This is a genomic window from Stenotrophomonas sp. AGC87 (assembly GCF_057333975.1).
Genome location: NZ_JBHFHW010000004.1, coordinates 137,461 through 162,075, shown reverse-complemented (window position 1 = coordinate 162,075; position 24,615 = coordinate 137,461). Strand labels below are relative to the sequence as shown.

The 24,615-nt window shown below is 68.2% G+C and carries 8 protein-coding genes; 4 read left to right on the top strand and 4 right to left on the bottom strand.

Features of this window, described 5'->3' with window-relative positions; genetic code table 11:
• Positions 1-16: 16 nt before the first annotated feature.
• From ACE026_RS01595 to ACE026_RS01585, 3 genes are all read right to left on the bottom strand, one after another.
• The gene (locus ACE026_RS01595; protein ID WP_486037359.1) at positions 17-16,960 is read right to left on the bottom strand and encodes a leukotoxin LktA family filamentous adhesin; all 16,944 of its coding nucleotides are present in this window, start codon (positions 16,958-16,960) and stop codon (positions 17-19) included.
• 100 nt (positions 16,961-17,060) lie between these two features.
• On the bottom strand, positions 17,061-17,816 hold the full coding sequence (locus ACE026_RS01590; protein ID WP_486037357.1) for a SapC family protein: 756 nt from the start codon (positions 17,814-17,816) through the stop codon (positions 17,061-17,063).
• A gap of 162 nt (positions 17,817-17,978) precedes the next feature.
• The gene (locus ACE026_RS01585) at positions 17,979-18,740 is read right to left on the bottom strand and encodes an SDR family NAD(P)-dependent oxidoreductase (protein WP_486037356.1); all 762 of its coding nucleotides are present in this window, start codon (positions 18,738-18,740) and stop codon (positions 17,979-17,981) included.
• A 351-nt stretch (positions 18,741-19,091) separates the two neighbouring features.
• Between ACE026_RS01585 and ACE026_RS01580 the strand changes: the two genes are divergently transcribed.
• Both ACE026_RS01580 and ACE026_RS01575 read left to right on the top strand, forming a co-directional pair.
• Entirely contained in the window at positions 19,092-19,871 is a 780-nt protein-coding gene (locus tag ACE026_RS01580) for a DeoR/GlpR family DNA-binding transcription regulator (RefSeq protein WP_486037354.1), read from the top strand.
• Between the two features lie 13 nt (positions 19,872-19,884).
• Entirely contained in the window at positions 19,885-21,033 is a 1,149-nt protein-coding gene (locus ACE026_RS01575) for an MFS transporter (protein ID WP_486037352.1), read from the top strand.
• A 21-nt stretch (positions 21,034-21,054) separates the two neighbouring features.
• Here ACE026_RS01575 and ACE026_RS01570 read toward each other — a convergent pair whose 3' ends face one another.
• Positions 21,055-21,255: a hypothetical protein gene (locus ACE026_RS01570; RefSeq protein ID WP_486037350.1), complete on the bottom strand. Its 201-nt coding sequence runs from the start codon at positions 21,253-21,255 to the stop codon at positions 21,055-21,057.
• A gap of 177 nt (positions 21,256-21,432) precedes the next feature.
• Here ACE026_RS01570 and ACE026_RS01565 point away from each other — a divergent pair, with 177 nt between their 5' ends.
• Together ACE026_RS01565 and ACE026_RS01560 are read left to right on the top strand one after the other, a co-directional pair.
• Entirely contained in the window at positions 21,433-23,610 is a 2,178-nt protein-coding gene (locus tag ACE026_RS01565; protein WP_486037348.1) for a TonB-dependent receptor family protein, read from the top strand.
• Positions 23,611-23,709: 99 nt separating this feature from the next.
• Complete coding sequence (locus ACE026_RS01560; RefSeq protein WP_486037346.1) at positions 23,710-24,534, top strand: isocitrate lyase/PEP mutase family protein; 825 nt, start codon at positions 23,710-23,712, stop codon at positions 24,532-24,534.
• The last annotated feature ends 81 nt before the right edge of the window (positions 24,535-24,615 follow it).

Below are 24,615 nucleotides of genomic sequence, written 5' to 3'. Positions count from 1 at the left end.
TGTTTTCCGTCGTTCATCAGTTGGGCGCCCCGAGGTTGACCGCGCCGCCCAGGGCCGGAGCCACCACGTCGCGGGCTTTTGCTTCATCACCTTCCGCGGGCGCACGGGCGGGTACCGCCATCTCCGGCGAGCGGAGATTGAGCATGCGGCCCATGTAGCGCACCGCGCTTTCGCCCAGGTAGGCCGGCCCGGCCTCGAGGTGGTCGCGGTTGTAGTTCGGGCTGCTCACCCCGACCCCATCGTTGAACCGCAGCACATAGGCGTCGGTATCCAGCAGGCGGCCATCGGCCGCCAGGTGGAAGCGACGGTTCAACTGCAGCAGCTGTGCGTCCGCCGGGCGCAGCGCCGGGCTGGTGTTGTCCATCAGCACGTGCAGCGCCGGGGTGGTCAGGGTCATGGTGCGTTCGACATGGCCATCGGCGATGGCGACCTTCGCCGAGGAGGACGTCAGCTCTGCCTCCATGGCCCGCAGCGCATCGATGAGCCAGGCATCACGCGGCTGAACGTCCACCACGATCCGGCTGGCGACACCGTTGCGGTAGCCGGTCAGGGTGGTCGTCAGCAGACCCGGGCCAGCGTCCGACTGAATTACCTGGGCCTGCACCTCATCGGCGGCCAGGTTCAGACGGCTATCGACCATCGCCTGTGCCAACGACAAGGAGTCGCGCGCGGCCAGCTGTGCAGATCCCGCCTGCAGCTGCCCACCGGTCAGCGAACCGGCCTGGGCGTCCATGTAGGCCGTGGTGCCGGCGCTGACGCGCTCGAAGCCGATGCTGCCACCCGCAATGATCGACTGTGCGCCACCGCTGCGACCGTTACCGAAATGGATATCCCGACCCGCCTGCAGCGTTGCATCGCCACCGGCCTGGTACACACCCCATTGCTGGGTGCCGCCGCTGGTGGCCACCAGGTCGCTGCCGGCGCTGGCCGCTTCGATCCGGATATCGCCCGCGGCCTGCACCTGCAGTGCCCTCCCCGCGTCCACCTGCCGGCCCTGGACATCCGAGCCGCGCGATGCCAGCGCGATGCCGCCGGCCGCCTGCAGGGCGTCGAACCGCAGCGCCTCGGTGGACGTCAGCCCAAGATTGCAGCCCACGTTGAGCGTGCCGATGACCAGTGCGACACCGGCATCGCCGCGGAAGTTGCAACCCACGCTTACCTCATCGGCGGAAAGGTGGGTGCCTGCGAGCCAGTCACCATCCACACCAATCACGGCCGTGCCCACATCGATGGACTGGCCGGCGCGCAGCGTCATCGAGCCGTCGACCGCTGCGCTGCCGAGGGTGATGGCGCCGCCCGCGTTGACCACCAGTGACTGCGCGACCGTTGCATTGCCAAGCTGCACATCCGTGCCGCCATCCACACTTGCCTGCCCCCCCACGGCGACATCGTCGATGGCCAGCAGACCTCCAGCGTTCGCGGTGAGGTCACCGTTGCTGGTCAGCTGCTGGATCTGCAGCGCACCGGCCGCATCCAGCTGCATCGCCGCCCCGGAGGACAGCGTCTGCGCTACCAGCGTGGCACCCGTGGTTCCGCTCAGCGCCCCCTGCGCCTGCAGGGTGCCAATGCCCATCGCCCCGCCGCTGCGAAGCTGCGCATCGCCACCGACCGTGGCGGTACGCATCTCCAGCGTGCCGGCCGCAGCAACGTCCAGCGACTGACCGATCACCGCCTGGGCCAGTCGTACATCCGCGTCGCCTTCAAGGTGCGCATCGCCATCGGCCACCAGGTCGCCGATGGCGAGCAGCCCACCTGCCGTGGCGGCCAGATCGCCCCCGCTGCGCAGCTGCTGCACATCCAACGCACCGTACGCGTCCAACTGCATCGCCGCGCCGGACGACAGTGTCTGCGCCACCAGCGCGGCACCGGTAGCCGCGTTCATTGCGCCCTGCGCGTGCAGTTCGCCAATGCGCATGGCCCCGGAACTGCGAAGCGCCGCATCGCCGCCGATCCTGCCTTGGCCCAGGGTAAGTCCGCCGGCGCTGGTCACGACGGCATCCGCCCCAGCCTCCAGGCGGCCGATGTCCAGCGCTCCCCGCGCCTGCATCGCCACCGAGTGACCGGCGACCCCGTGGCCGATGTCGGCGGAGGTCGTCTCCAGCCGGACATCGGTTGCCGCATCCAGCAGATCCGCCTGCAGGTGCGCGTCACTGTGCAGCGACAGCGAACCCGATGCGGCAACCACGTCGCCCACAACACCCCCGTTGGGGAGGCGCAGGTGGATGTCACCGCGATCGCTGCGCGCCAGGACAAGCCGGCCGACATCGACCGTGAGCGCCTGCGCGTCACTACCAATTCCGTCGCCCGCCTGCAGGCTGGCCAGCACGTGACTGCCGCCACCGACATTGACCGCGGCATCCCCGTTGGAGTGGATACGACCGTCCGCCTCGAGCATCACGTTGCCGGTGGCCGTGTTACCGGTCACGGCCAGCTGGCCTACGCTGATGTCCGCACTGGAACGCACCGCGACCACCCGGCCAGCACTCAACTGGCTTCCGGCGCCCATCGCGAAGCCGCCCGCGTCGATCTGCACGCTGTCGCCGGCGCTGACCTGCGCGCCTGCCGCCAGCGATGTGGCCTGCAGCGAGAGCAGCTGCAGGACCTGGTCAATGGCGGCATCCCCCAACTGCAGGCCGCCACCGGCGGCGACATTGGCGGAGGCTGCGCGCAGGTTGCCGATGCGGACATCCCCCATCGGGGCGCTGACAATCGCGTCGCCCGCAGCCTGCACCGAATCCAGGTCGGCACCGTTGTACCCGGTGGCGCCCAGATCGCCACCGGCTTGCAAACGCACTGCGCTCAGCTTGCCCGCCGTGCTCATCAGCTGCAGGTCGCCCCCTGCGGTAAGCGTGCCGATCGGCATATCCACGTCGCTGGAAAGACGCACCTCGCCCCCCGCCGCGCCATCCAGCCGACCGCCGGCAACGATGCGCACGGCCAGCGAACCGCCGTCCTCGTCGCGGATGTCGTCGCGCACGGCGAGCTGGATGTCGCGCCCGGTCAGCGTGCTCACGCCCTTCAGGTACGACAGCAGGCTGCCGCCGCCGACGTCCAGTACGACGTCCTGGTTCGCCCTCACCAGGCCGACTCGCAGGTTCCCGCTCTGCTGCGCCAGGCGCACGTGTTCACCGGCGTTGGCCAGCAGCAGGCGGCCGTTGATCTGCACACGCAGCGGCTGACCATCGTGGCCCATGATGCTGCGCAGGGCGCTCAGGCTGAGGTCCTTGCCGACCCTCAGAGTCGCACCGGCCGCACTGCCACCGGCATCGGTGATATCGCCGTCACTGCCGATACGTACATCGCCACCGGCGTCGAAGCTGTTCAGCGCCAGCGAGGTACTGCCATGCAGGTAGGCATCGCCCCCGACATCGGCCTCGATCCCGCCCGTGGCCGCCAGCACCACCGGAGCCGTACTGCGGATGCGCAGCGAGACCACCACGGCACCGCCGCGCACCTGATCGGGCGTGAGCACATTGCCGGCCGCGTCGAGCATCTGCACATCGCCCGGCGTGGTCGCAAGCCGCATGGCCAGCATCGCCTCGGCACTGAGGTTGCCGCTGTTCACGTCGGCCAGGCTGACTGTGTATTCCTTGTCCAGACGGCCCAGGTCATCGCGGGCATGCAGGCTGACATTGCGCCCGATGATCACCGGTTCGGCATTCAGGGCCGAACCGGTGGAGGGTTCCAGCGCATTGGCGTTGAACACGTAGCGCAGCTGGTCCTGGCTCCACCGTGAGTCAGCCGTCATGCCATCAAGAAGCGCTGCCTTGCGTGCGGCGACCATCGCGCTGTCGCCACCGCTGGCAGTCAGCTCATAGCGGTACCCCGCGTTGAAGGACGCGAAGATCGCTTCCTGCTGCCAGCCGGTGCCGAAGGCATCGGTGAACACCGTCCCCAGGCGGTTGAAGCGCTCGGCGAGGTAGTCACTTACTCCTGCATCGTCCAGGCTGCCGCCGCGCGCGGCTTCTGCCATGGAGCGGAACAGGTTGATGGCATTGCCACCGGCCACGTAGCGCCCATCCACGACACTGCCCAGCGCGTGGAGCTGGAAGTACTCGGCGTAGCTGGCGTCGACCTGGCTCTGGTAGCTGACGATCGACTGCTGGCCGCCGCCCTGGAACAGCTTGAGGTTGTCGCGCAGGCTGGCCAGCTGCGCTTCGTTGAGGAAGCTGGACGAGGCGCGCTGGGCGCCGCTGTAGATCGAGCCCGAGGGTGCCTCGATCAGCACGTCACCGGCCAGCGACTCGATGCGCTGTACCCAGAAGTCGCCGCCGAGGTCGCGCAGCGCGATGTCACCGGTCGCCCGCGCCGAGATGAGCCCACCCTCCAGCACGCCGTCGCTGCGGGTACGCTCGCCGGCATCGACCACCAGGGGCCGGGAGAGCGAGCCGATGGCACCGTAGACGCTGTCCAGGGTGATGTCGGCACCGATGATCGACGCAGCATTGCCGGTGGCCGCACCTTCAATGTCGTACTTGGCGCGCAGCCACACATCGCCACGGCCGGTGCCACGGCCGGCGTTGATCAGCACCTTGGCTGCCGAATCCACGTCCAGCGCAATGTCACCGCCCGCACGGGCCACCAGGTTGCCGGCGGCCACGGTGGCGCCGTTGGCGTTGGTGTAGGACACCATCTGGACATCCAGCGGATTGGCGGCCTCGCCGGCCTGGGCGCCGACAATGCTGCCGATGCTGCCGGCCGCGTCGAGGGTCAACTGGTTCGTGATGATCCTGGCGTCACGCGATGCGCTGACGATGCTGCCGTTCTCGCTGGTCAGGAAGGTCCGGCCATCGGTGTTCTTCAGAACACCATTGATACGGATGGTCTGGCCGGAGTCGACGTCGAGCAGGCCTGCATCGTTGGCACTGAAGTTGATGCCGATCCGGTTGTCGGCCTTGGCCGTGTTGGTGACCACCAGCGTGCCAGTGCGCGGGGCGCGCTGGTACCAGCTGGTGCGCCACGTGCCACCGTCATTGAACTCATTGCTACCCGGGAAACCGTAGTTGTAGCGGCAGCCACTTTCGTTTTTCTTCTCGCAGCGGTAGTTCACGCGTGAATCAAGGTAGCTGCCGAAGTCACCGGTCAGCTGCGACTCGAACACCGCCACGCCGCCTGCCTTGTTGCCGTACGTGACGCCTGAGGTTTCCCACTGCTGGCCGTTGAAGACGGTCTTGTTGTTCCCGTCCACCCAGCGCCAGTTCTCAGCAGTAAGCACGCCGCTATCGGACTGGATGTTGCGCGCGATGCGGGCCGTCTGTGTCCAACTCGCAAACATGCCGGCGCGCGGGTCATACGCGGTCGTGTTGCTGATGGCCGATACTCCCGGGGCATCCCAGTTCAGGGCATTCACTCCGCCCTGATAGCCCTTCACGTTGCCGTTGCCGTCGCGCAGATACCACGACGCGGTATTGAGCTCACGGTCGCGGATGGTGATCTGCCCGGGCGCCCCGTTGCCGACCAGGATGTTGCCAAGCTGCAGGCCCACATCGGCCAGGCCATTGTTGATGACCACCGAGCCCTTGCCACTGACCACATTGAGCGAGCCGGCGGTGGATGTGCTGACGATGCGGCCATCGAGGTAGATCGAACCGCCCCCGTTGGCCGAAATGTCCGGCACGATGAACTGGCGGTTGAGCGAATCGTACTTCAGGGCGATGCGGGAAGAATCTGCGCCGGACTTCGCCACGAACATGGCAGGCACATCGAAGATGCCCTTGCTCGCCTGGTTGTCCTTGCCGTCGATCCAGGTGCGCAACGCGCTGCTTTCGACCAGGATCGCCGAGTAGTCGACCGGCCGCCCCGCCTTCAGCGCGACGTTGACGTCGATGTAGTTGGCCGTGATCTTGATGCCACTGCCGGCGTTCACACCGCTGCCCGTGCTGGGCACCTGGCCAAGGCTGGCGTTGCTGACGTCGTCGGGCTGCGTGGTAAGCAGGGTGCGCAGATTCCGGGCGTTCACCTTTGGCAGGTAATTGGTGTCCTTGTGGCTGTACCGCGATACCACGCCACCGTCGTAGTACTGCCCACCCAGCGCTGAAGCGGTGCAGTCCTTGTCGCCGATGCGATAGCGGCATGCCCCAAACACAAGGATGCTGGGGTTGTTGACGTCGTTGCCGGTGCCATACAGCAGATAGTCGGTCAAGCTCATGCCGGCCGCGGCGGCCGCGGCGCCGTACTTCGCGTTGGCGATGTACGCCGCGGCATCGTCGGCATCGGTGATGCCCGATGCCACGCTGTGGCGTGCCCACAGCGCGCTCACCACACTGCCGTACCAGTTTTCCGAGCCCCGGTTGTAGCCAACCTCACCGTTGGGCGCATTGATCGTCACGCTTTCGGCGAGCTGCTCGCCCCAGCTCTGGATGTTGCCGAGCGCGTTGTACATGTCCAGCTCGCCGCCCGTGACCGAGATCAGCCCGCCCGCACCGATCGCAGCGGTGCCGGTGGTCGCCTCGTTGCGGATGCTCACCAGCGCATTGCTCTGCCCCGGGTTCTGGCTGACGGCGATGCCCACGGCCTGGTTGCTGTTGCCGGTGAACAGCACGTTGCCGCCGCTGTACTCCGGTACCAGGATGTCGCCGGCCAGCAGCAGGTTGTCGGTACTGCGGTTGGTGATGGTGATCTTCGGCGCGCCCTTGGCGGTGACCGAGCCGCCACCGCGGATGTTGCGGCCATACAGGATCACATCGCCGCCGGCCGCATACAGGTCGCCGATGGTGTGGGTGTAGAGCGCATTGCCGGCGATGGCATCGAAATCGTGGATGCCCGACGCGTTAAGTCGCGCCTTCAGCGCGCTGCTGAGCTCGCGCTGGGTATCGAACGGCAGCACATCGCCGCCCGCGCCGCTGCTGGTCAGCTTGCCATTGGCATCGATCAGGATGTCCAGCACGTTGTAGCGCCCGGCAACGACGCGGCCATCGATCAGCACATCACCGCGGGTGCTGCCACCACTGCGGCTGTCGCGCACGGTGACCGGAATGAACCCCAACTGGTAGCCGGTGGCGGCGCCATCGGCGTTGCGGAAGACATTTTCACCGTAAGCACCGAGCGACACGAATGCGCCACTGAGCAGTTCACTGCCCGCGGCCAGAGCGGTGCTCGCGTTGCTGTCCACCGTGGAGGACGCCGAGGAATCCGGCACCGCGATCAGCCCTCGGCTGTACCCCTGCGAGACCGCATTGGCGGCCAGCCGTGAGGTCCAGCCATTCATGCCGTCCTGGCCGGCGGAGACGAAAGCGTTGTGCAACGATTCCAGCTTCGCGCCGCGGCCGACATTGACCTGCTGGTCCATCGCCAGCGCCACGTCCGCGTCGGAGATGCCGACCGCGGCCAGCACACCCCAGGTGTTCACCAACGCGGTGGCGCCGATGTCGGTCGCGGCGTAAGTGCCGACGTTGAGCATGTAGCTGCTCTGCAGGCGCGCGTCATCGCCGATGTTCACGCGGTTGCCGAGCACCGCATTGGTGCGGGCCTTGACCACGGCGGCATTGATCGCCCCGCCGGTGGTCAGCCCCGCCCGGTCATCGGTGTTCGCACGGGTGTTTGCCACGATGTCCAGCGCGCCACCATCGCCCGGCGTCGGTGCGACACCGGCGCGCAGCAGGGCGCCCTTGCCGATATCGATGGTGCTGCTGCCATCCAGCCGGGTGACCACCTGTGCGGCACTGCCACTGAGGACACCGCCGCCGGCCGCGCTGGCGGCAAGCTCGCTGCCCAGCGTGCCGGTGTAGTTGTTGTCGGTGCGCAGCACCAGCGATCCGGCCGAGACAATCTGGGCATCCTCGTCCACCAGCAGCCCGACGGTCGCGTCCGCACGGTTGTTCACGTTGGCGCCACTGGCGTTGAGGACGCCTGCGCTGGTGCTGTTCGCGCTGCCCGCGTAGTTGCTGTCGTGCAGCGCCCGGGCGTCAAGGCGGCTGACATCCAGCACGGCGTTGCGGCCGATGGACAATTGCGTGGTGCTGTCGGTGTGCGTCGCTGCCAGCGCCGCGTTGCCCGCAATGAGCCCGCCGGTGCCCGCCGTGGCGTTGGCGCGATTCTCGTCCTTGCCGCTGGCGGCGAGCGTGGTGTTGCCTGCGTACAGCAGGCTCCCGGCCCCCACGGTGACGCCGGTGGTCGCCGCGGAACGCGCGTTGGCATCGACGACGCCAGCGGCCAGCAGGCCCGCCACGCTCAGCCCGGTGGCATCGGCACGCTGGTTGCTGTTGTTGACTGCGCGCATCGCGATCGTGCCGCCGCGCGCGTAGTCGGTGATGTTGTTGATGGAATAGGCCTCACCCTGCACCACCACGTTGGATCCAAGCGCTGCCTGCACCGCGTTGGTGCTGGCAGCAGTGGCGAAGGCGCCGGCGCCGGCCAGATACAGGCCACCGGAACCGGCGACCGCGCGTGCATCCACGCCCCCACCGTGGACGCTGGCCAGGATGTCCAGCCCACCGCGGTTGGACAGCACCGCACCATCGCCTACATGGGCGTCCACCGTGGCACGAGAGGTGGCATCAGCGACCGCCGCACCGACCGCCAGCCCGCCGGCCAATGCAGCACCGAAGGCTTCAGCGGACACCTGCGGCGTGGCCTCGGCATGCACCTCAATGCTGCCGCCCACCCCGGATACGCGTGTCCGCTCGCCCAGCCAGGCGCGCACGTCGGAGCCATCGTCGGCCAGTGCCACGGCGGCGCTGACGCCGGCCAACACGCCACCGGCCGCACCCCACGCGCCTGCATGCGCGCCGCCCAGCGAGCTGGCCGCGAACGTCACGTTGCCAAAGCCGGCCAAGGTACTGTCGTTGTGCAACCACGCCTGGACGTTGGCGTTGCGTGCCGCGGTTGCAACGACCGCACCGGCCGCGAGTGCGCCGGCGGCCATGCCGGTGGCGGTCACATCCAGTGTGCTGGCATCGCTGGCACGGACCGCAAGCCCCTGGCCCTGGCTGCCTGCCTGCAGGTCACCGGCCACCGTGGCCGATACCGTCTGTTCCAGGCGCGCCAAGCCGATGGCCGCACCGACGCCCACCAGGCCGGCACCGCCGGCATAGACGTCCAGAGCTGCGGCCTTGCCTGCGCTGCCGTCGCCGGCGTTGGCGAGCACCGCGATGGAACCGGCCCGCGTGCTGTTCGCCGCCAGCACCGCCTCGGTGCTGCCATACAGGCCGGTCATGCCGAATGCGCCGCCCACGCCGAGGCCACCGGCGCCGAGGCCGCCGACCGTGTTGCTGCTGCTCATCAGGGTCTGCGCGCTCACCTCAAGCGCGCGTGCCTGCACGGTGCCGCCGCGGATGCTGGCGCTCACCAGGTCCCCACGCCCCTGCAGACTGCCGATGTTTACCTGGGCGCGGCTGTTCAGCGCGCCGGCGCCCTGCGCCCCCAGGGTGCCGTCCAGCGCGGCGGCGTCGATCTTCTGGCCATTGCCCAGCTGCTTCAGGGTGGCAAAGGTGCCACCCAGTTCCGTATCACTGTCACCGCGGTCGCCAATGCCGGCCAGCAGCAGCCCGGCAGCGCCGCCGATGCCGGTGGTGGCGCCCACGCCAGCCGTCACGGTGACCATGTCCACCGCACGATCGGAGATGGCATTCACATCAATGCTGCCCGTGGTCGACAGCGTGCTGTCTTCCACGGCGGCCTTGACGGTGCTGCCAAGAATGGCCACCGAGGCGCCCGCACCTACACCACTGCCGGCGATGCCGACGCCCACCGCACCGGAGTACGCGGACAGCCGCAGGATATCCTCGGCCACCACCGCCATATCGGTGGCATCCACCGAGGCCTGGGTGACCAGCGCACGGGTGTCGTTCTGCAGCAGGTGCACCTGTGCCATGCCGGCGATGCCGGCGCCGCCGGCACCCGCGCCACTCACCGCCACGCCGTTGAAATCGGAGCGGCTGCGCGCGTTCACGTCGAGGTCGCGTGACACGAAAATGTTGGTCGCGCGCCCACTGTCGCCCACCTGCGCCAGCGTGGTTGAGGTGCCCATGTTGACCAGCGCGGTGCCGGCCACCGCTGCGCCCCCACCGACTGCGCCTGCACCGCCGACCAGCGAGGCGGCGTTGTCGCTGTTGGCATTGACCGCCAGGGAACCCGCCCGCAGGGTGCCGCCCAGCACGCTTGCGCGGGTATCGGTGGTGAAGGTGTTGACCACGCCGGTGGCGGCGCCGCCGGTCAGGCCTGCGGCCGCGCCGACCACGATCGCCAGCGCGTTCTGGCTTGCATTGGCCTCCACAGTCACCGCATCGGCGGCCGACAAGGTGGCGCCCTCGATGCTGGCGCTGGCATGGCTGTCGAACAGGTTGGTCGAGAGCGCCCCTGCGCCCGAGAATACGCCCGCGCTGGCGGCGATACCGGCCACATAATTGGCCGAGGCCACGTGATGGCTGGCGCGCACATCCACGCTCTGCTCCGCCGCGGCGAGACCTGCGCTGTCCTGGTCGGGGTCGCTGCTGGTGCCCAGCCCATGCTGGTTGATCCGTGCGTCCTTGATGAGCGCGGTGGTACTGCCGGCGATGTCGTTGACGGCCGCCATCACCGCCACCGCACCACTGGCGATCGGGGTGGTACCCAGCGCGCCACTGACGCCGATGGTCCTGACCTGCTGGCGCGTGGCCGCATTGACCGCGATGCCATGCACGTCGATATGGCCGGTGCCCAGGTCCACGGTATCGAAGGCCATGCCCGCGGCATCGGTACGGGTGCTGTGGGTATTGCCCGCTGTGCGCCGGCCACTGTCCACGCCTGTCAGCGCATCTCCCAGGCCCAGCGCGGTCACGGCAGTTCCGGCACCGGTGATCGCCGCCTCGGTGCTGCCATCCACCAGGTTGACGACGGTGCCCAGGCCGATGCCCGCGTTGACGCCCCCGCCGATGCTGCCGGCGTACACGTCAATCTGCTGCGCCTGCGCGGCGAGCACACCGACGTTGTCCTGCGCCAGGACATTGGCGCCTGCTTCAATCCGTGCCGAGACGGCGCCCTTCATCCGGTTGACCGCCACCGAGGCTGCGCCACCGACGGCGCCGCCGCCGCCCAGGCCAGCGGCCACGGTGCGGATACGGTTGCCCTGCCCGCCGGCCTTTCCGGAGGCATCGGCCTGCACCAGTAGATTGCGGACATCCAGGTCCAGTGCACTGCCGGCCACCACCGCCGAGGTAGTGCCGCCGATATCGTTGTAGGCCACTGCCGCGCCCACGCCCACGCTGCCGCCGACCGCCGCGCCACCCGCCAGCGAATCGATGCCGCGCTCGTCACGGGCGCTCACCTTCACATCGGCCAACGCGTTGTGCAGGCTGCTGTCAGTAAGGCTGGCCTGGGTATCGGAATGGATCAGGTTGGTGGTGACACTGCCGGCCACCGCGGCCGTGCCCGCCCCCGCACCGGACACGGCCGCGGTACGCACCAGGCTGCGGTTGGCCGCATCGATGCTCAGCGCACTGGCGCCGCCCAGCGTTGCATTCTCCACCACGGCACGGGTACGGCCGCCGATGTCGTTGACGCTGCTGGCTGCGCCGATGCCTGCCGTCCCCCCGGCCGACAGCGCGCCCCCCAACGAATAGGCCGCACCCGAGGTCTCGGCGCTGACGGACACCGCACCGGTGATGCCACTTCCCTGCCCGGTGACACCCCGCAGGCGGGCCTCGGTGATGGTGTCGATCAGGTTGGTGGTGTTGCTGCCGGCAATGGACGCGGTGCCGCCCAGCGCACCGGCAATGGCCAGTGTCTTGGTGGTGGCTGCCGACGCCGCACTGACATCCAGCGCAGTACTCACCTCCAGCGCGGTTCCATCCACCTCGCCCAGCGTCGTATCGCCGATGGTGGCCACGTTGATCGCCGCGCCGATGGCGGCGGTGCCGCTGCCGGCGACCGCACCGGCCAATGTGTGGATACGCGATTCGTTGCTGGCGGCCACCTGCACGATGCCTGCCTGCACACTGCCCTCCCGCAATGCAGCCTCGGCATGGTTGTCGATCATGCTCCAGCCCACCGAGCCTTGAATGGCGACATTGTTGGCTGCGCCTGCAGCAACCGCACCGGACAGGATCCTGGCAGCATTGGCGGCCTCGACATCGACCCGGCCAGTGCCGGCGGTCAGCTGCGCATCATCGACCAGCGCCAGCGTGGTATTGCCGATGTCATTGATGGTCAGCGCCGCACCCACGGCCACCTTGGAGCCCAGCGTTGCCGCCCCCGCCAACGAGCCGATGAAGGATTCGTCGCGTGCCTGCAGCTGGATGCTGCCTGCGTTGAGCTGTGCGCCATCGCGCGTCACCTGGCCCTGCGCGTCCGCCAGGCCACGGCCGACCAGCACCGAGGTGGTGTTGCCGATGGCGTTGTAGGACGCACTGCCCACCCCGGTGAAGTTGCCGGTACTGCCGCCGATGCCGGCACTCACTGCCAGGATGTCGGACTGGTCGTTGGCCGTGAGCGCAATGCGCCCGGCATTGAGCGTGGCATCGTTGACCGAGACGGTATGCGTGTTGTTGATGGTGTTGTAGGCGAAGGCCACACCGGCATTGTTGCCACCCACCTGGACCATGCCGGCAACGGCGATGATCGAGCTGCGGGCATTGTTGCGACCCGCCGCATCCACCCGCGTATCGTCAGTGCTCGCGGTATCGGCATTGGCATCCACCTCGATGCTGCCGATCCCGGCGCCACAGTAATCGACCGCAAAGCCCGAGCCGCAGCCGTCACCGGTGCCACGCACGTCGTCGATCGTCGCCGTCCCGGCGAAGGCTTCGATGTCACCACTGGCAGCGATGCGGCTGCCGCCGTCAATGCTGGCGGCGGTCTGGCTGGCGATCTGGTTGACCAGCACCGAACCGGCGATCGCCACGCCGTCGCTGCGCGTGGACGCGCCCCCACTGGCAGCCGCCGCCACGATCCGCGATGCATCGGCAGCACGCACGCGCACGTCCTGTACGCCCTCGATGTCGGCACCACTGACTGACGCGCGGGTGCTGTCGCCCACTTCGGCATACGTCACTGCCGCCCCCAGGCCGGCCTTGCCACCCGCATACAGTGCGCCACCCCCGTTGGCGATCTTGGAGGCGTTCACGGCCTTGACATCGACATCGGCGGCCGCGCCGCTCATGCCGCGGAGGCTGCCCCCGACGATGCTGGCGGCCGTGTCGTTGTGGGACATCGCCACGGTCGCCGAGATCGCGCCAGCGCCGGCCGAGCTCTGGTTGGAGGAGGCATTCACGCCCACGCTCAGCCCGACGTTGACCTGTTCGCTTTCGTTGCGTGCGGTCACCGTGACGGTACCGGCATCCTCCACGGTACTGTCGCGCAACTGCGCGGTGGTCGTGTTCTGGATGTCACCGTAGGCCACGCCACCGGCCAGCGATGCGCTGCCCTGCGTGTTGTCCGACCCGGCCGCGGCCACCGACAACGCGCCGCTGACGCTGACCAGCAGCGTCTGGTTGGTCGCGGCCAGATCCAGCTTCAGGCCCTTGCCGCTGTTGTCCTTGATCACGGCCGAGCTGATGTCCGCCTTGGTGTTCTGCCGGGCACGATTCACCGTCGCACTGCCGGACAGGGCGATGCCGAACTTGGGTTGCGGCGTCTGCGCGCCCTGCCCCTGCCCCGGTGCTGCATTCCCGCTACCCAGCAGGCCCTTGGCTTTGTCGAAGTACTCGGTCAGCCCGCCGCTGCCGTTGCTGTCTGCCTTGTTGGCCATGCCTTCCAGCGCGGTCACCTTGCCGAGCGCACGGGTCTTGAGTGAATCCAGGAAGCCGGGATTCTCCGCGTTCTGCTTCGCCGCCAGCTCGTCCTGCGCCTTCTGCAGCTGCTCGGACGAACTCTTGGCGACTGCGCCGGCTGCGGCCACTGCACCGGCCAGCCCGCCGCTGGTGGCGTTGACCGCCAGCTCACCCGTGGTGATCGCGCCTACCGGCGCCGTGCTGTTGCCGGTGGCGAAGGCTGCAGGCACCGCACCGATGAAGGCGCGGGTATCGGTATCCAACTGCTGGTAAGCAACGCTGGCCCCCACCGACACACTGTCGCTCATCGCAACGGCACCGGCCACGGACCACACGAACAGGTCTTCATCGGCACGCACGCCAACCGTGGCGGCGCGGATGTCGGCACGGTTGCTGATACCGGCCAGCGTGGTGCTGTCCAGGTCCAGCGCGGTGGCGGTTCCGCTGACACCGATGCTGCCGCCCTGGCCGGACTGCAGCGCCAGCGCCACCACGGTTTCCTTGTTGTCGGCCTGTACGGCCAGGCTGCCGGTACCGGCGTCGACGCTGACGCCATCATGGATGATCGCCGCCGCGGTGTTCTGATAATCGACGTAGCCAACACTGCCGCCCAGGGCAGTTCCACCGTTGCCGACGTTGCTGTCCTTGAGGTTCTTCAGGGCAAGATCACCCGCGGCGTGCAGCCCGGTGACATCGGTGTTGGCGCGCACGGTGGTGGTAGCGTCAAACGACCGGCTGCGCGCAGCGCCGGCATGGTCCTCACCTTCCAGCGCAGCGCTCCACGCCGCAGTGCTGGTGTCGCGGGTGGTGAGCGAGGCGCCGGCGGCGACATCGGTACGCGCGCTGTTGGTGGCTTTGAACCAACTCACCGCGCCCCCGATCGCCACTTCCTCTGCCGAGCCCCGCGCCGCGGCGTACGAGGCGAACAGCTCCGATGGGTCGGTGATCAGGTCCTTGGCGGCGGAGATCGAGGTCTTGAACGCGTCGAAGCTGCTGAAATCCGGGACGGCCCCGGTGAGCGCGCTGAAATCCCGCGGCAGGCGCACATCCGACGACAACCCGATGCGTTGCGCCGAGAGCTCGGCCGAACTGCCCACCAGGGTCCGTGCCTCATGGGTGAGGTTGGCGATGTTGACCGCCCCGGACAACGCGAACGCCGAACCATCCGCGCTCTTGCCCTTGGCCAGCACATTGCTCATCGCATGGTTGCCGATCTGTGCATCGGTTACCTGGCTGTCGACCACGATCGCGCCGGCGCTGTCGACCTTGGTGCTTGCGCCGATGCTGGCGGTGGCCGTGTGGTCGCCGTCGACGCCGCTGATCGCCCCGCCGAGACGGAAGGGCGACGCCGTGGTCGGGGTCGTCGCCGGCGGCGTGCTGCCGCCCTCCTGGCTGCCGGTCAGTTTGGCGATGGCGCCGCCAATGCCGGCGCCGGCCAGCGACTGCGCCACGCTCATCAGGCCATCGCTGCCGCTGCTGATCGCTTCCACCTGCTCCTGGCCGGGCAGCGGTTCGCTCTTCGGTCCGGTGATCAGCGTGCTGGTCTTGTTGAGGCGCGTGATGCTGGCTGCCTGCACGGTGACGTCGCCCGCCGTGGTACGGGTGTCACGGTCCAGGCGTGCTTCGGCCGCGATATCCTGCAGACTGATCGCGCCGGCCAGGCCGACCGCGCCATTCTTGTCGGCGCGCGCCGTGGCGGAGGTGTCCAGCGAGACCGCGTTGACGGCGGAAACGTTGACACTGCCGGCCTGCAGCAGTGGCCCACCCGCTTCAATCACCGCGCGGGTGTCAACGTTGACGTTGCTGATCGCCGCAGTGAACGCAGCGGTCGTGTTGTTCACCGCGAACGATTCGGCCGCAAGCTTCAGCGTCGTATCGGCATCGGCCTTCACCACCACATCGCCGCCAGCCACAAGGCTTGCGCCCGAACGCACGATGGCTTCCGTGGTGGCGTTGATCTGCGCGTACGCCGCACCCAGGCTGAGCATGTGCTTCTTCGGAATGGGGTTGCCGTTCGCATCCTTCACGGGGTTGCCGTTGGCATCGGTGACGACATCACCTTTCTCGTACGCCTTGCCGGCCGCCGAGTTGTCGGTGGCCTGCCGGGTGCTGGCGTGCAGCGTGATGTCATCGCGCGCGGTCAGCGCCGCGCTGTCCTTCACTTCCACCCGTGCCGTGGTGGCGCCGTGCAGGAACGAGATCTGTTCCCCCAGCAGCTTGTCCGCGCCCAGGTTCACCAGCGCGTCGCCGAGGTCCTTGAGGTTGCTGGAGTCGGTGACGCTGTTGACGAGGTCGGCCTTGAGCTCGTCGAATACCGCACCGTCCTTGTCGTAGCCGGAATCGATCACCGCAAGCGCGGTCAACTCGATATCGTCCGCGTCCAGACGTGCGTTGCCGCCCACCGTCACCGATGCATCGGCACTGCGCACGCCCAGCCCGGTATCGGAGATCGCCGCCGCGCGCAGCTGAATCCGGCCGCCCTCGTTGACCAGTACCAGCGGCTGCGAGGCGCCGGTATTGACGGCCGCCCCGATGCCCTGCAGATCGCCATTGACATCGCGCGGGCCGGCCGGCACGAGCAGCGTACCGGTGACATCAATGGCCCTGGCCTGTACGCGGATGCCGTTGCGTGCGTTCACCGTCCCGTGCAGCGCCACCGTCTTGTCGGTGAGCTGACCCGGCGTCAGCGTGCCGTACATCAGGGCATCCAGGCTCTCTCCGGCCTTGAGGATGTCTTCGGCCGTGGCGCGGTTGGCCGTGGACACCGACAGCGAGCCGACATTGAGTACGCCACCGTTGCCGACCAACAGGCCATCCGGGGCAACGAAGAACACCTTGCCGCCCACCGCATTGGTCGATTCCAGCACGCTGTTGAGGTTGCCGTTGATGTACGCACGCGCGTCGGTGACCAGGTTGACCAGGTTGTGCACTTGTTGCTGACCCTGGGTGGGCAGCACAAGATCAACGGTCTGGCCGACGCCCACCCCGAATTCGCGGAAGGAATTGAACGCGACCTGGTTGCCGGCGGCCCCCTTCACTGTGCCGGTGGTCACCCTCCAGCGCGGATCGTTGCCCTGCCGCGTCACGTGGGTGTCGGTGCGACCATCGGTGACCATCGCACTGCCGTCATCGCCGGCAATCACGCTGCCTGGCAACGCCAGCCCCAGCACGGAGCCGATGGCCACGGCCAGGCCCGCAGGACGCAGGCGATGGGGCCCCAACTGCGCGTTACGCACGGCGGAGGACGGGCAGGACGAAGGGTCGCGATGGTTCATGGCAGGCTCCGGGCAGTGGCAGGCGGGGCAACCGCGGGCCAGCAAGGGTCGCGGCAAGGCAATAGATGCCTTGCCGCTCGGTGGCGTTACTGGAAAGGGATCAGTGCGTTGCGGCAGCGGCTGGACGGCTGTCCAGCGCGCGGCTGAGCAGCTCGACATTGCCCAGCGAAAGCAGATGGGCGTAGATCAGCCCGAGATCGCCCGAACGCGCCAGATCCTGGAGCGCCTTGCCCTTCAATTCGCGCAGCTTCTGCTCATCGACGACAAAGAAGCCATCCAGCGAGAAGCCCTCGCCCAGTGCGGTCTGCACGTTCACCTGCCGCGGCACCAGCAGCCCATGGCTGGCCAGCGCCGCACTGAAGGCACGCGTACGCGCCAGATGCACCTGGTATTCCTGCAGGAAGTGCAGTGCGTTGCTCAGCAGCGGGCTGTCCTTGCCCTCGTCATCGAACAGCGGCGCACCTTCCTCACCACCTTCGCGGATACCCGCATAGGCCTCATCCAGGCACACGGTGAAGTCGCTGCCCTTCTCATCGTGTTCGGCAAGCACGAAGGGATAGCGGCGCAGAAACGCCGGGACATAGGCCCCTTCGGCCCAGCTGCCCTGCTCATCGACCATCAGGTTCTGGCCGGCGCGCAGGCCCAGCAGTGCGGCCGGCACCACCGCGTCGGCGCTGTTGCCGGCGAACAGGATCGGGTATTCGCGGGCGACCGGCGCGAATTCCACGCAGGCCAGCGGCACGGAGTTGAGCGCGGCGGCGAAGGCGAAATCGCCCGGAGTGGCCACCACCCGATGGTTGCGATGGGCAACGCGGTTGAGCTGGATCGGACGTTCGTAGATGAGCAGCTGCTTCATGGTGGTTCCCCCTGGAGTGATCAAAAAGTGTCCCTTGCCTAATAACCGTGGAAAACGGGCCACTCCCATCAACCAACCGGCAATTCGTCACACTTTTTTAATGAATCCGTTCATAAACACCTGCAGCCCGGCCATGGGGGGCTCATGGCCGTGACGGCACCCTCAGACGAACATGCCGCCGGAGGCTTCCACGCGCTGCGCAGTGATCCACGCGGTCTGCGGCGACAGCAGCGCCACCGCCACCGGGCCGATGTCATCGGGCTTGCCGGGACGGCCCATCGCAGTGACCGAGGACACCATCGCGTTGACCTGCGCATCGTCGCGCACGCGCCCACCGCCGAAATCGGTTTCGATCGCGCCCGGGGCGAGTGTGTTGGCACTGATGCCACGTGCTCCCAGCTCCTTGGCAAGGTAGCGGGTGAATACCTCGATGCCGCCCTTCATCATCGCGTAGGCCGAGCTGCCCGGCAGCGAGAAACGCGCCAGCCCGCTGGACACATTGAGAATGCGGCCGCCATCGGCGATCAGCGGCAACAACGCCTGGGTCAGGAAGTACGGACCCTTGAGGTGCACGGCGACCAGCGCGTCGAACTGCTCGGCCGTGGTATCGGCGATCATCGCGTGCAGGCCTTCGCCGGCGTTGTTGAGCAGGCCCTGCAGCTGGGTTTCACCCCATCCCTCCAACACGCGGCGGACCTGGCTGGCGAATGCGGGGAAGCCGGCGCTGTCGGCCATGTCCAACGGAATCGCGGCGGCGCGGCGGCCCAGTGCTTCGATCCTGGCCACCACGTCCTGCGCGGCATCGGCCTGGCTGCGATAGGTAAGCACGATGTCGGCGCCATCGGCGGCCAACGCGAGGGCGGCGTTGCGGCCGAGGCCACGGCTGCCGCCGGTGATCAGGACAACTCGGGTTGCGTTGCTCATGTCAGTGCACCTGCTTGGGGAGTGGGGTCAGCGTATTGATATTGCCGTGCGGCATAAATCTTTCCAGACCCGCGCGCACGATCTGCTGCATGAGGCCGCCACCTGCCGCGTCGCGTCGCCGCCTTCATGGACTGGGCGGCAGCGGTGATCCGGCCGGAACTGCTCCCTGCCATGTGAGGCAACAGCGCGGGCGCAGCGCGAAGCCGCACATTTGCGCGACCTCGTGCAGATTTACGCACACACCTCTGCCGATTCTGGTAGAGTCTGCGGCCAATACAAGCGCCACCACGCACGAATGCGCATGCTCAGGCATGTCGGCGTGGCGCTTCCCGCCCTGACCGAGGTTGACCCATGACCATCCAGGACGCCCTGCCGGGCGAACGCCAACAGACCATCCTGCGCCTGCTGCGCGACCACGGCCGCGTCATGTCCGCGCAGCTGGCCATCGAGCTGCAGGTCTCGGAAGATTCGATCCGCCGCGACCTGCGCGAGCTGGCTGCGCAGGGTCTGTGCCGCAAGGTGCATGGCGGCGCACTACCGGCGGCCCCGGCGTTCCCGGCGTTGGCCGAGCGCCACGAAAAGGACCATGACCGCAAGCGCGCGTTGGCGCGGAGCGCAGCGGCCCAGGTGCTGCCCGGGGAGCTGGTCTTCCTGGACGCCGGCTCGACCAATACAGTGATCGCCAGCTGCCTGCCCGAGCATCAGGGCCTGCGGGTGGTCACCAACGCACCGGATATCGCGTTGGCCTTGATGGCGCGTCCGGGCATCGAGGTCAGCCTGGTGGGCGGCCGCATGGACCCGCGCATCGGCGCGACGGTGGGCGCCCAGGCACTGGAAGCGATCCGTGCGCTGCGCGTGGACGTGTGCTTCGTCGGCACCTGCGCGGTGGATGCCGAGGCGGGCATCTGGGCGGTGGATGGCGAGGAAGCAACGCTCAAGCGCGCCCTGCTTGCCGCCAGCAGCCGCTGCGTGGTGGTCGCCACAAACGACAAGCTGGGCGCGCAGGCCTCGCACCGGATCGGTGATGTCGACCAGATCGATCTGCTGATCGTGGAGGCGGATGCCCCGCCCGCCCAGGTGGCAGCGTTCGAGCGTCGCGGTGTCGCCCTCCAGCGCGCTGCGCAGCACTGAGGCCCCGAATTCCATGTCGACACTTTCTGCTCCTTCCTCCCTGCTTGCCCGCAGCCAGCAGCACGCCACCCGCGCCGCCTTCTTCCTGCCCGGCTTCGCCACCGCAGCCTGGGCCCCCCTGGTCCCGTTCGCCAAGAACCGCACCGGCCTGGATGAAGGCTCGCTCGGCCTGGTGCTGCTGTGCCTGGGTGCCGGTTCGCTGCTGGCGATGCCGATCGCAGGCATGCTCGCTGCGCGCCACGGCTGCCGCGCCGTGATGATCGCCACGCTGGTGATGGTGATCGCCACTCTGCCCCTGCTCGCCGTCGCCCCCTCGCCGCTGACCCTGGGCCTGGTGCTGTTCGTGTTCGGCGCCGGCGTGGGTGCCTGCGACTGCGTGATGAACATGCAGGCGATCATGGTCGAGCGCGACAGCGGCCGGCCGATGATGTCCGGCTTCCATGCCTTCTACAGCATTGGCGGCGCGGTCGGTGCCGGTGCGATGACCGCTCTGCTGGCGTTCCACCTGCCGCCGTGGCTGGTGTGCCTGCTGGCCTCGGCGGTGATGGCGGCCCTGCTGGCGATCTCGCTGCCGTTCTGGCGGACCGACAAGGCACCCAGCGATGCGCCGATGTTCGCAGTGCCGCATGGGGTGGTGCTGGCGATCGGCGTGCTGTGTTTCGTGGCGTTCCTGGCCGAAGGCTCGGTGCTGGACTGGAGCGCGGTGTTCCTGCATGAAGTGCAGCACGTCGATCCCTCCCGCGCCGGCCTCGGCTATCTGGCCTTTGCCATCGCGATGACCATCACCCGGCTGGTCGGTGATGGCGTGGTGGCCAGGCTCGGCCGCCATCGTTCGATCCTGATCGGCAGCCTGGTGGCGGCCGGCGGTTTCGCGCTGGCGACCTTCGCCACCTGGATGCCACTGGCACTGTGCGGCTATGCGCTGGTCGGCCTGGGCTGCGCGAACATCGTCCCGGCGTTGTTCTCGATGGCGGGCAACCAGAAAGTCATGCCGGAGAGCCTGGCCATCCCGGCGATCACCACGCTCGGCTATGCCGGTGTGCTGGCCGGCCCGGCCCTGATCGGCTTCGTCGCGCAGGCCAGCAGTCTGGTGTTCGCGTTCAGCGCGGTGGCGGTGACGCTGGTACTGGTCGGACTGTGCGCGCGGTGGGTGCGCGCCTGAGGCTGCCCACGGCGCCCAGCGCTAGCGCCCGTAGCGCGCGAGGATCACCAGCGCCAGCAGCACGATGGCCGCCAGTACCAGCAGCATCAGGAAGACCATGCGATAGCGCCCGGCTTTGCCCTGCTCGCGGCGCACGCGCTGGCGGTAGGCGGGGTCGCGCAGATAACGGATCGGGCTGATCCGGAACAGCGGCGCCAACAGCAGATCGATCACCTCGAGCATGCCTGCCTCCCTGGGCGCCCGGGCCACCGGCGCTGCGCCAGCGTTGCATGCGGCGCGGGCCCGGGCAACCCGCCCGGCCGCGATAACGCACATGATTCCCATTTGCTGTACGATCCGCCGGCTTTTCCCCAGGCGCGCACGCGCGACCTGCCCTGCCCGTTCCGGACCGCCGTACGCATGCACACCCTTCCCGCACGTCCCTCTCTCGCCGCGATCGCGGCCGCCATCGGTTTGGCGCTGGCCAGCGCTCCGCACTCGGCAGCCGCCCAGGCCACGACCCCCAGCGCCACGGACCTGGACACGGTCAAGGTCACCGGCAACTGGCTGGACAACCCCACCGAAGCCAAGCTGCTCGACCATCCGGGTGCGCGCAGCATCGTGGAAGCGCAGCGCATCGCCGAGAGTGGCTCGACCAGCGTGCGCGACGTGCTGCGCCAGATCCCGGGCGTGCAGGTGCAGGAGAGCAACGGCACCGGCGGCAGCGATGTGTCGCTCAATGTGGGCGTGCGTGGCCTGACCTCGCGCCTGTCGCCGCGCTCCTATGTGCTGATGGACGGCGTGCCGATGTCGTACGCGCCGTATGGCCAGCCGCAGCTGTCGCTGGCCCCGGTCGCGCTGGGCAATCTGGAATCGGTGGATGTGGTGCGCGGTGCCGGCTCGGTCCGCTACGGGCCGCAGAACGTGGGCGGCATCATCAACTTCGTGACGCGCGCGATTCCGAAGGACTTCGCCGGCTCGCTGGGCTTCACCTCCGAGAGGTACGGCCAGGGCGACAACCTCAAGACCGTGCCCAGCCTGTTCCTGGGCGGCACCACCGACGGCGGCCTCGGCGCGGCGCTGCTGTACTCCGGCACCCATGGCGACGGCTGGCGCAGCAGCAACGACAAGACCGATATCGACGATGTCCTGCTCAAGGCGTCCTATGCGCTGGGCAATGCAGGCGACCTGGCGATGTCGCTGCATCACTTCGAAGGTAGCGGGCGCATGCCCGGAGGCCTGACCACCGCCGAGTACGCGGCCGATCCGTTCCAGTCCACCCGGCCCTATGACGTGTTCAACGGGCGCCGCAGCGATGGCTCCCTGAAGTACAGCTACAGCGATGGCACCAACAACGTCGAGGTGCTGGGCTACTACGTGGATTCCTTCCGCGGCAGCTATATCGAGCAGGACGGCACCGGTGCCAGCAACGGCCAGCGCCGGCTCACCGCCGCGCCGCGCAGCTACCACTACCTGGGCGTGGAGCCGCGCTATTCGCGCCTGTTCACCACCGGCACCGTGGTGCAGGAAGTGAGCGTGGGCTACCGCTACCTGAAGGAAGCCAGCAGCGAGGTGGCCTCGCGCACCAGCTACTACCGCCCGAACGCTGCGGTGGCCGGCTTCGACCTGCCCCTGGTGCCGTACCAGACCAGCCGCGGTGGCACGACGGCCAATGCGTTCTACATCGATGACCGTATCGACATCGGCAACTGGACCATTACCCCGGGCGTGCGCGTGGAAGACATCCGCACCTTCAACACCGTGACCAACCTGGCCACCAGTGGCGCGGTCACCAGCGTGCTGACCCCGAGCATCGACTCGCGCGAGACCCTGCCGACGCTGTCGGTGCTGTACCGCCTGAACGATCACTGGTCGCTCTTCGCCAATGGCGGCAAGTCCTTCGGCCCGCAGCAGTACAGCCAGCTGGCCTCGACCACCGAAGGCCTGCACCCGGAATCGGCGACCACCTATGAGCTGGGCACGCACTACAACGGCAACGGCCTGAGCGGCGAGTTCACCCTGTTCAACGTCGACTTCGACAAGGAACTGCAGCTGGCCCGCTCGATCGTCGGCGAAGGCATGTGGACCGACCTGGGCGCCACCCGTCACCGCGGCGCGGAATCGGCGCTGCGCTACGAGATGGGCCAGCTCAGCGACGCACTGGCCGGCCTGCAGCTGTCGATGACCTACACCTGGACCGAGGCCACCGCCCGCGCCGGTGCGTTTGCCGGCAAGGACCTGCCGCTGTACTCGCGCAATGTGGGCTCGTTCGGCGCGCGCTATGCGATCGACCGCTGGACCTTCAACGCCGATGTGTTCGCCCAGTCCGGCCAGCGCTCGCCGGGCACCCCGAACCCCGGCGCGACCTATGTGACCGAGGAAGACCCGACCGGCCGCCTCGGCGACATCCCCGGCTACACCACCGTGGCGGTGCGGGCCGGCTACGACTTCGGGGCGGAGCTGCACGATCTGAAGCTGGCGATCGGGGTCAAGAACCTGTTCGACCGCCGCTACTACACGCGCTCCACCGACAACAACGGCGGCAAGTTCGTCGGCCAGCCGCGCACGCTGTACCTGCAGGGCACGATCGCGTTCTGAGGTGCCTGCACACTGCGCGGCCCACGTGGCCGCGCAGCGCAACAAGGGCGTGGCGGCCACTGGCGTTACCATCGGGTGACTGCTCACCGGATGCGCACCATGACGGACCTGTCCTTCGATCCCCGCCCGCGCCGCGCGGCCTTCCGTGCGCTGCACGAGGAGGGCTGCTTCGTGCTGCCCAACCCGTGGGATGCAGGCAGCGCACGCTACCTGCACAGCGTGGGTTTCCAGGCACTTGCCTCCACCAGTTCTGGTTGTGCGTGGAGCCAGGCCCAGGCCGACGGCACGCTGACGCTGGAGGAGACCCTCGCACACCTGCGCAGCCTGGCCGCTGCGACCCCGCTGCCGTTGAACGCCGATTTCGGCGATGGCTTCGGCACGCTGGAAGCGGTCGGCAGCAACGTCACCCTTGCCATCGCCACCGGCGTGGCCGGCATCTCCATCGAGGATGCCAGCCCGGATCCCGCGCATCCGTTGCGCACGCTGGACGACGCGGTGGCCCGGGTACGTGCCGCCCGCCGCGCGATCGACGCGTCCGGCGAGGACGTGCTGCTGATCGGCCGCGCCGAGAATTTCTTCGTCGGCCGCCCCGCCCTGGCCGATGCGATCACCCGCCTGCGTGCCTATGCCGAGGCCGGTGCGGATTGTCTGTCTGCGCCGGGCATCACCACCCGCGAGCAGATCGAAGCGGTGGTGGCCGCAGTGGCACCGCGCCCGGTCAACCTGCTGGTCGGCAGCGCATCGCCGTTCACTCTGCAGGACATCGCCGGCATGGGCGTGCGCCGGGTCAGTGTCGGAGGTGCGATGGCGCGCACCGCCTGGGGCGGGATGATGCGGGCTTCGCAGCTGCTGATGGACGAAGGCCGCTTCGACGGGTTCGCCGATGCGGCCTCCGGGGCGGTGCTGAATCAGTTGTTCCGCTGATCGAGTGTTTCATTTGGGAATGAGGCGCCATCTTGCTCAAAAGCGACATACCTGATTATTCCCCCTAGGCCCGCAATGACC

What these genes read in the sequence shown, in the direction of transcription:
- ACE026_RS01585 (WP_486037356.1), bottom strand. Translation starts at nt 18,740, where the DNA reads ATGAGCAACGCAACCCGAGTTGTCCTGATCACCGGCGGCAGCCGTGGC.
- ACE026_RS01580 (WP_486037354.1), top strand. Translation starts at nt 19,092, where the DNA reads ATGACCATCCAGGACGCCCTGCCGGGCGAACGCCAACAGACCATCCTG.
- ACE026_RS01575 (WP_486037352.1), top strand. Translation starts at nt 19,885, where the DNA reads ATGTCGACACTTTCTGCTCCTTCCTCCCTGCTTGCCCGCAGCCAGCAG.
- ACE026_RS01570 (WP_486037350.1), bottom strand. Translation starts at nt 21,255, where the DNA reads ATGCTCGAGGTGATCGATCTGCTGTTGGCGCCGCTGTTCCGGATCAGC.
- ACE026_RS01590 (WP_486037357.1), bottom strand. Translation starts at nt 17,816, where the DNA reads ATGAAGCAGCTGCTCATCTACGAACGTCCGATCCAGCTCAACCGCGTT.
- ACE026_RS01595 (WP_486037359.1), bottom strand. Translation starts at nt 16,960, where the DNA reads ATGAACCATCGCGACCCTTCGTCCTGCCCGTCCTCCGCCGTGCGTAAC.
- ACE026_RS01565 (WP_486037348.1), top strand. Translation starts at nt 21,433, where the DNA reads ATGCACACCCTTCCCGCACGTCCCTCTCTCGCCGCGATCGCGGCCGCC.
- ACE026_RS01560 (WP_486037346.1), top strand. Translation starts at nt 23,710, where the DNA reads ATGACGGACCTGTCCTTCGATCCCCGCCCGCGCCGCGCGGCCTTCCGT.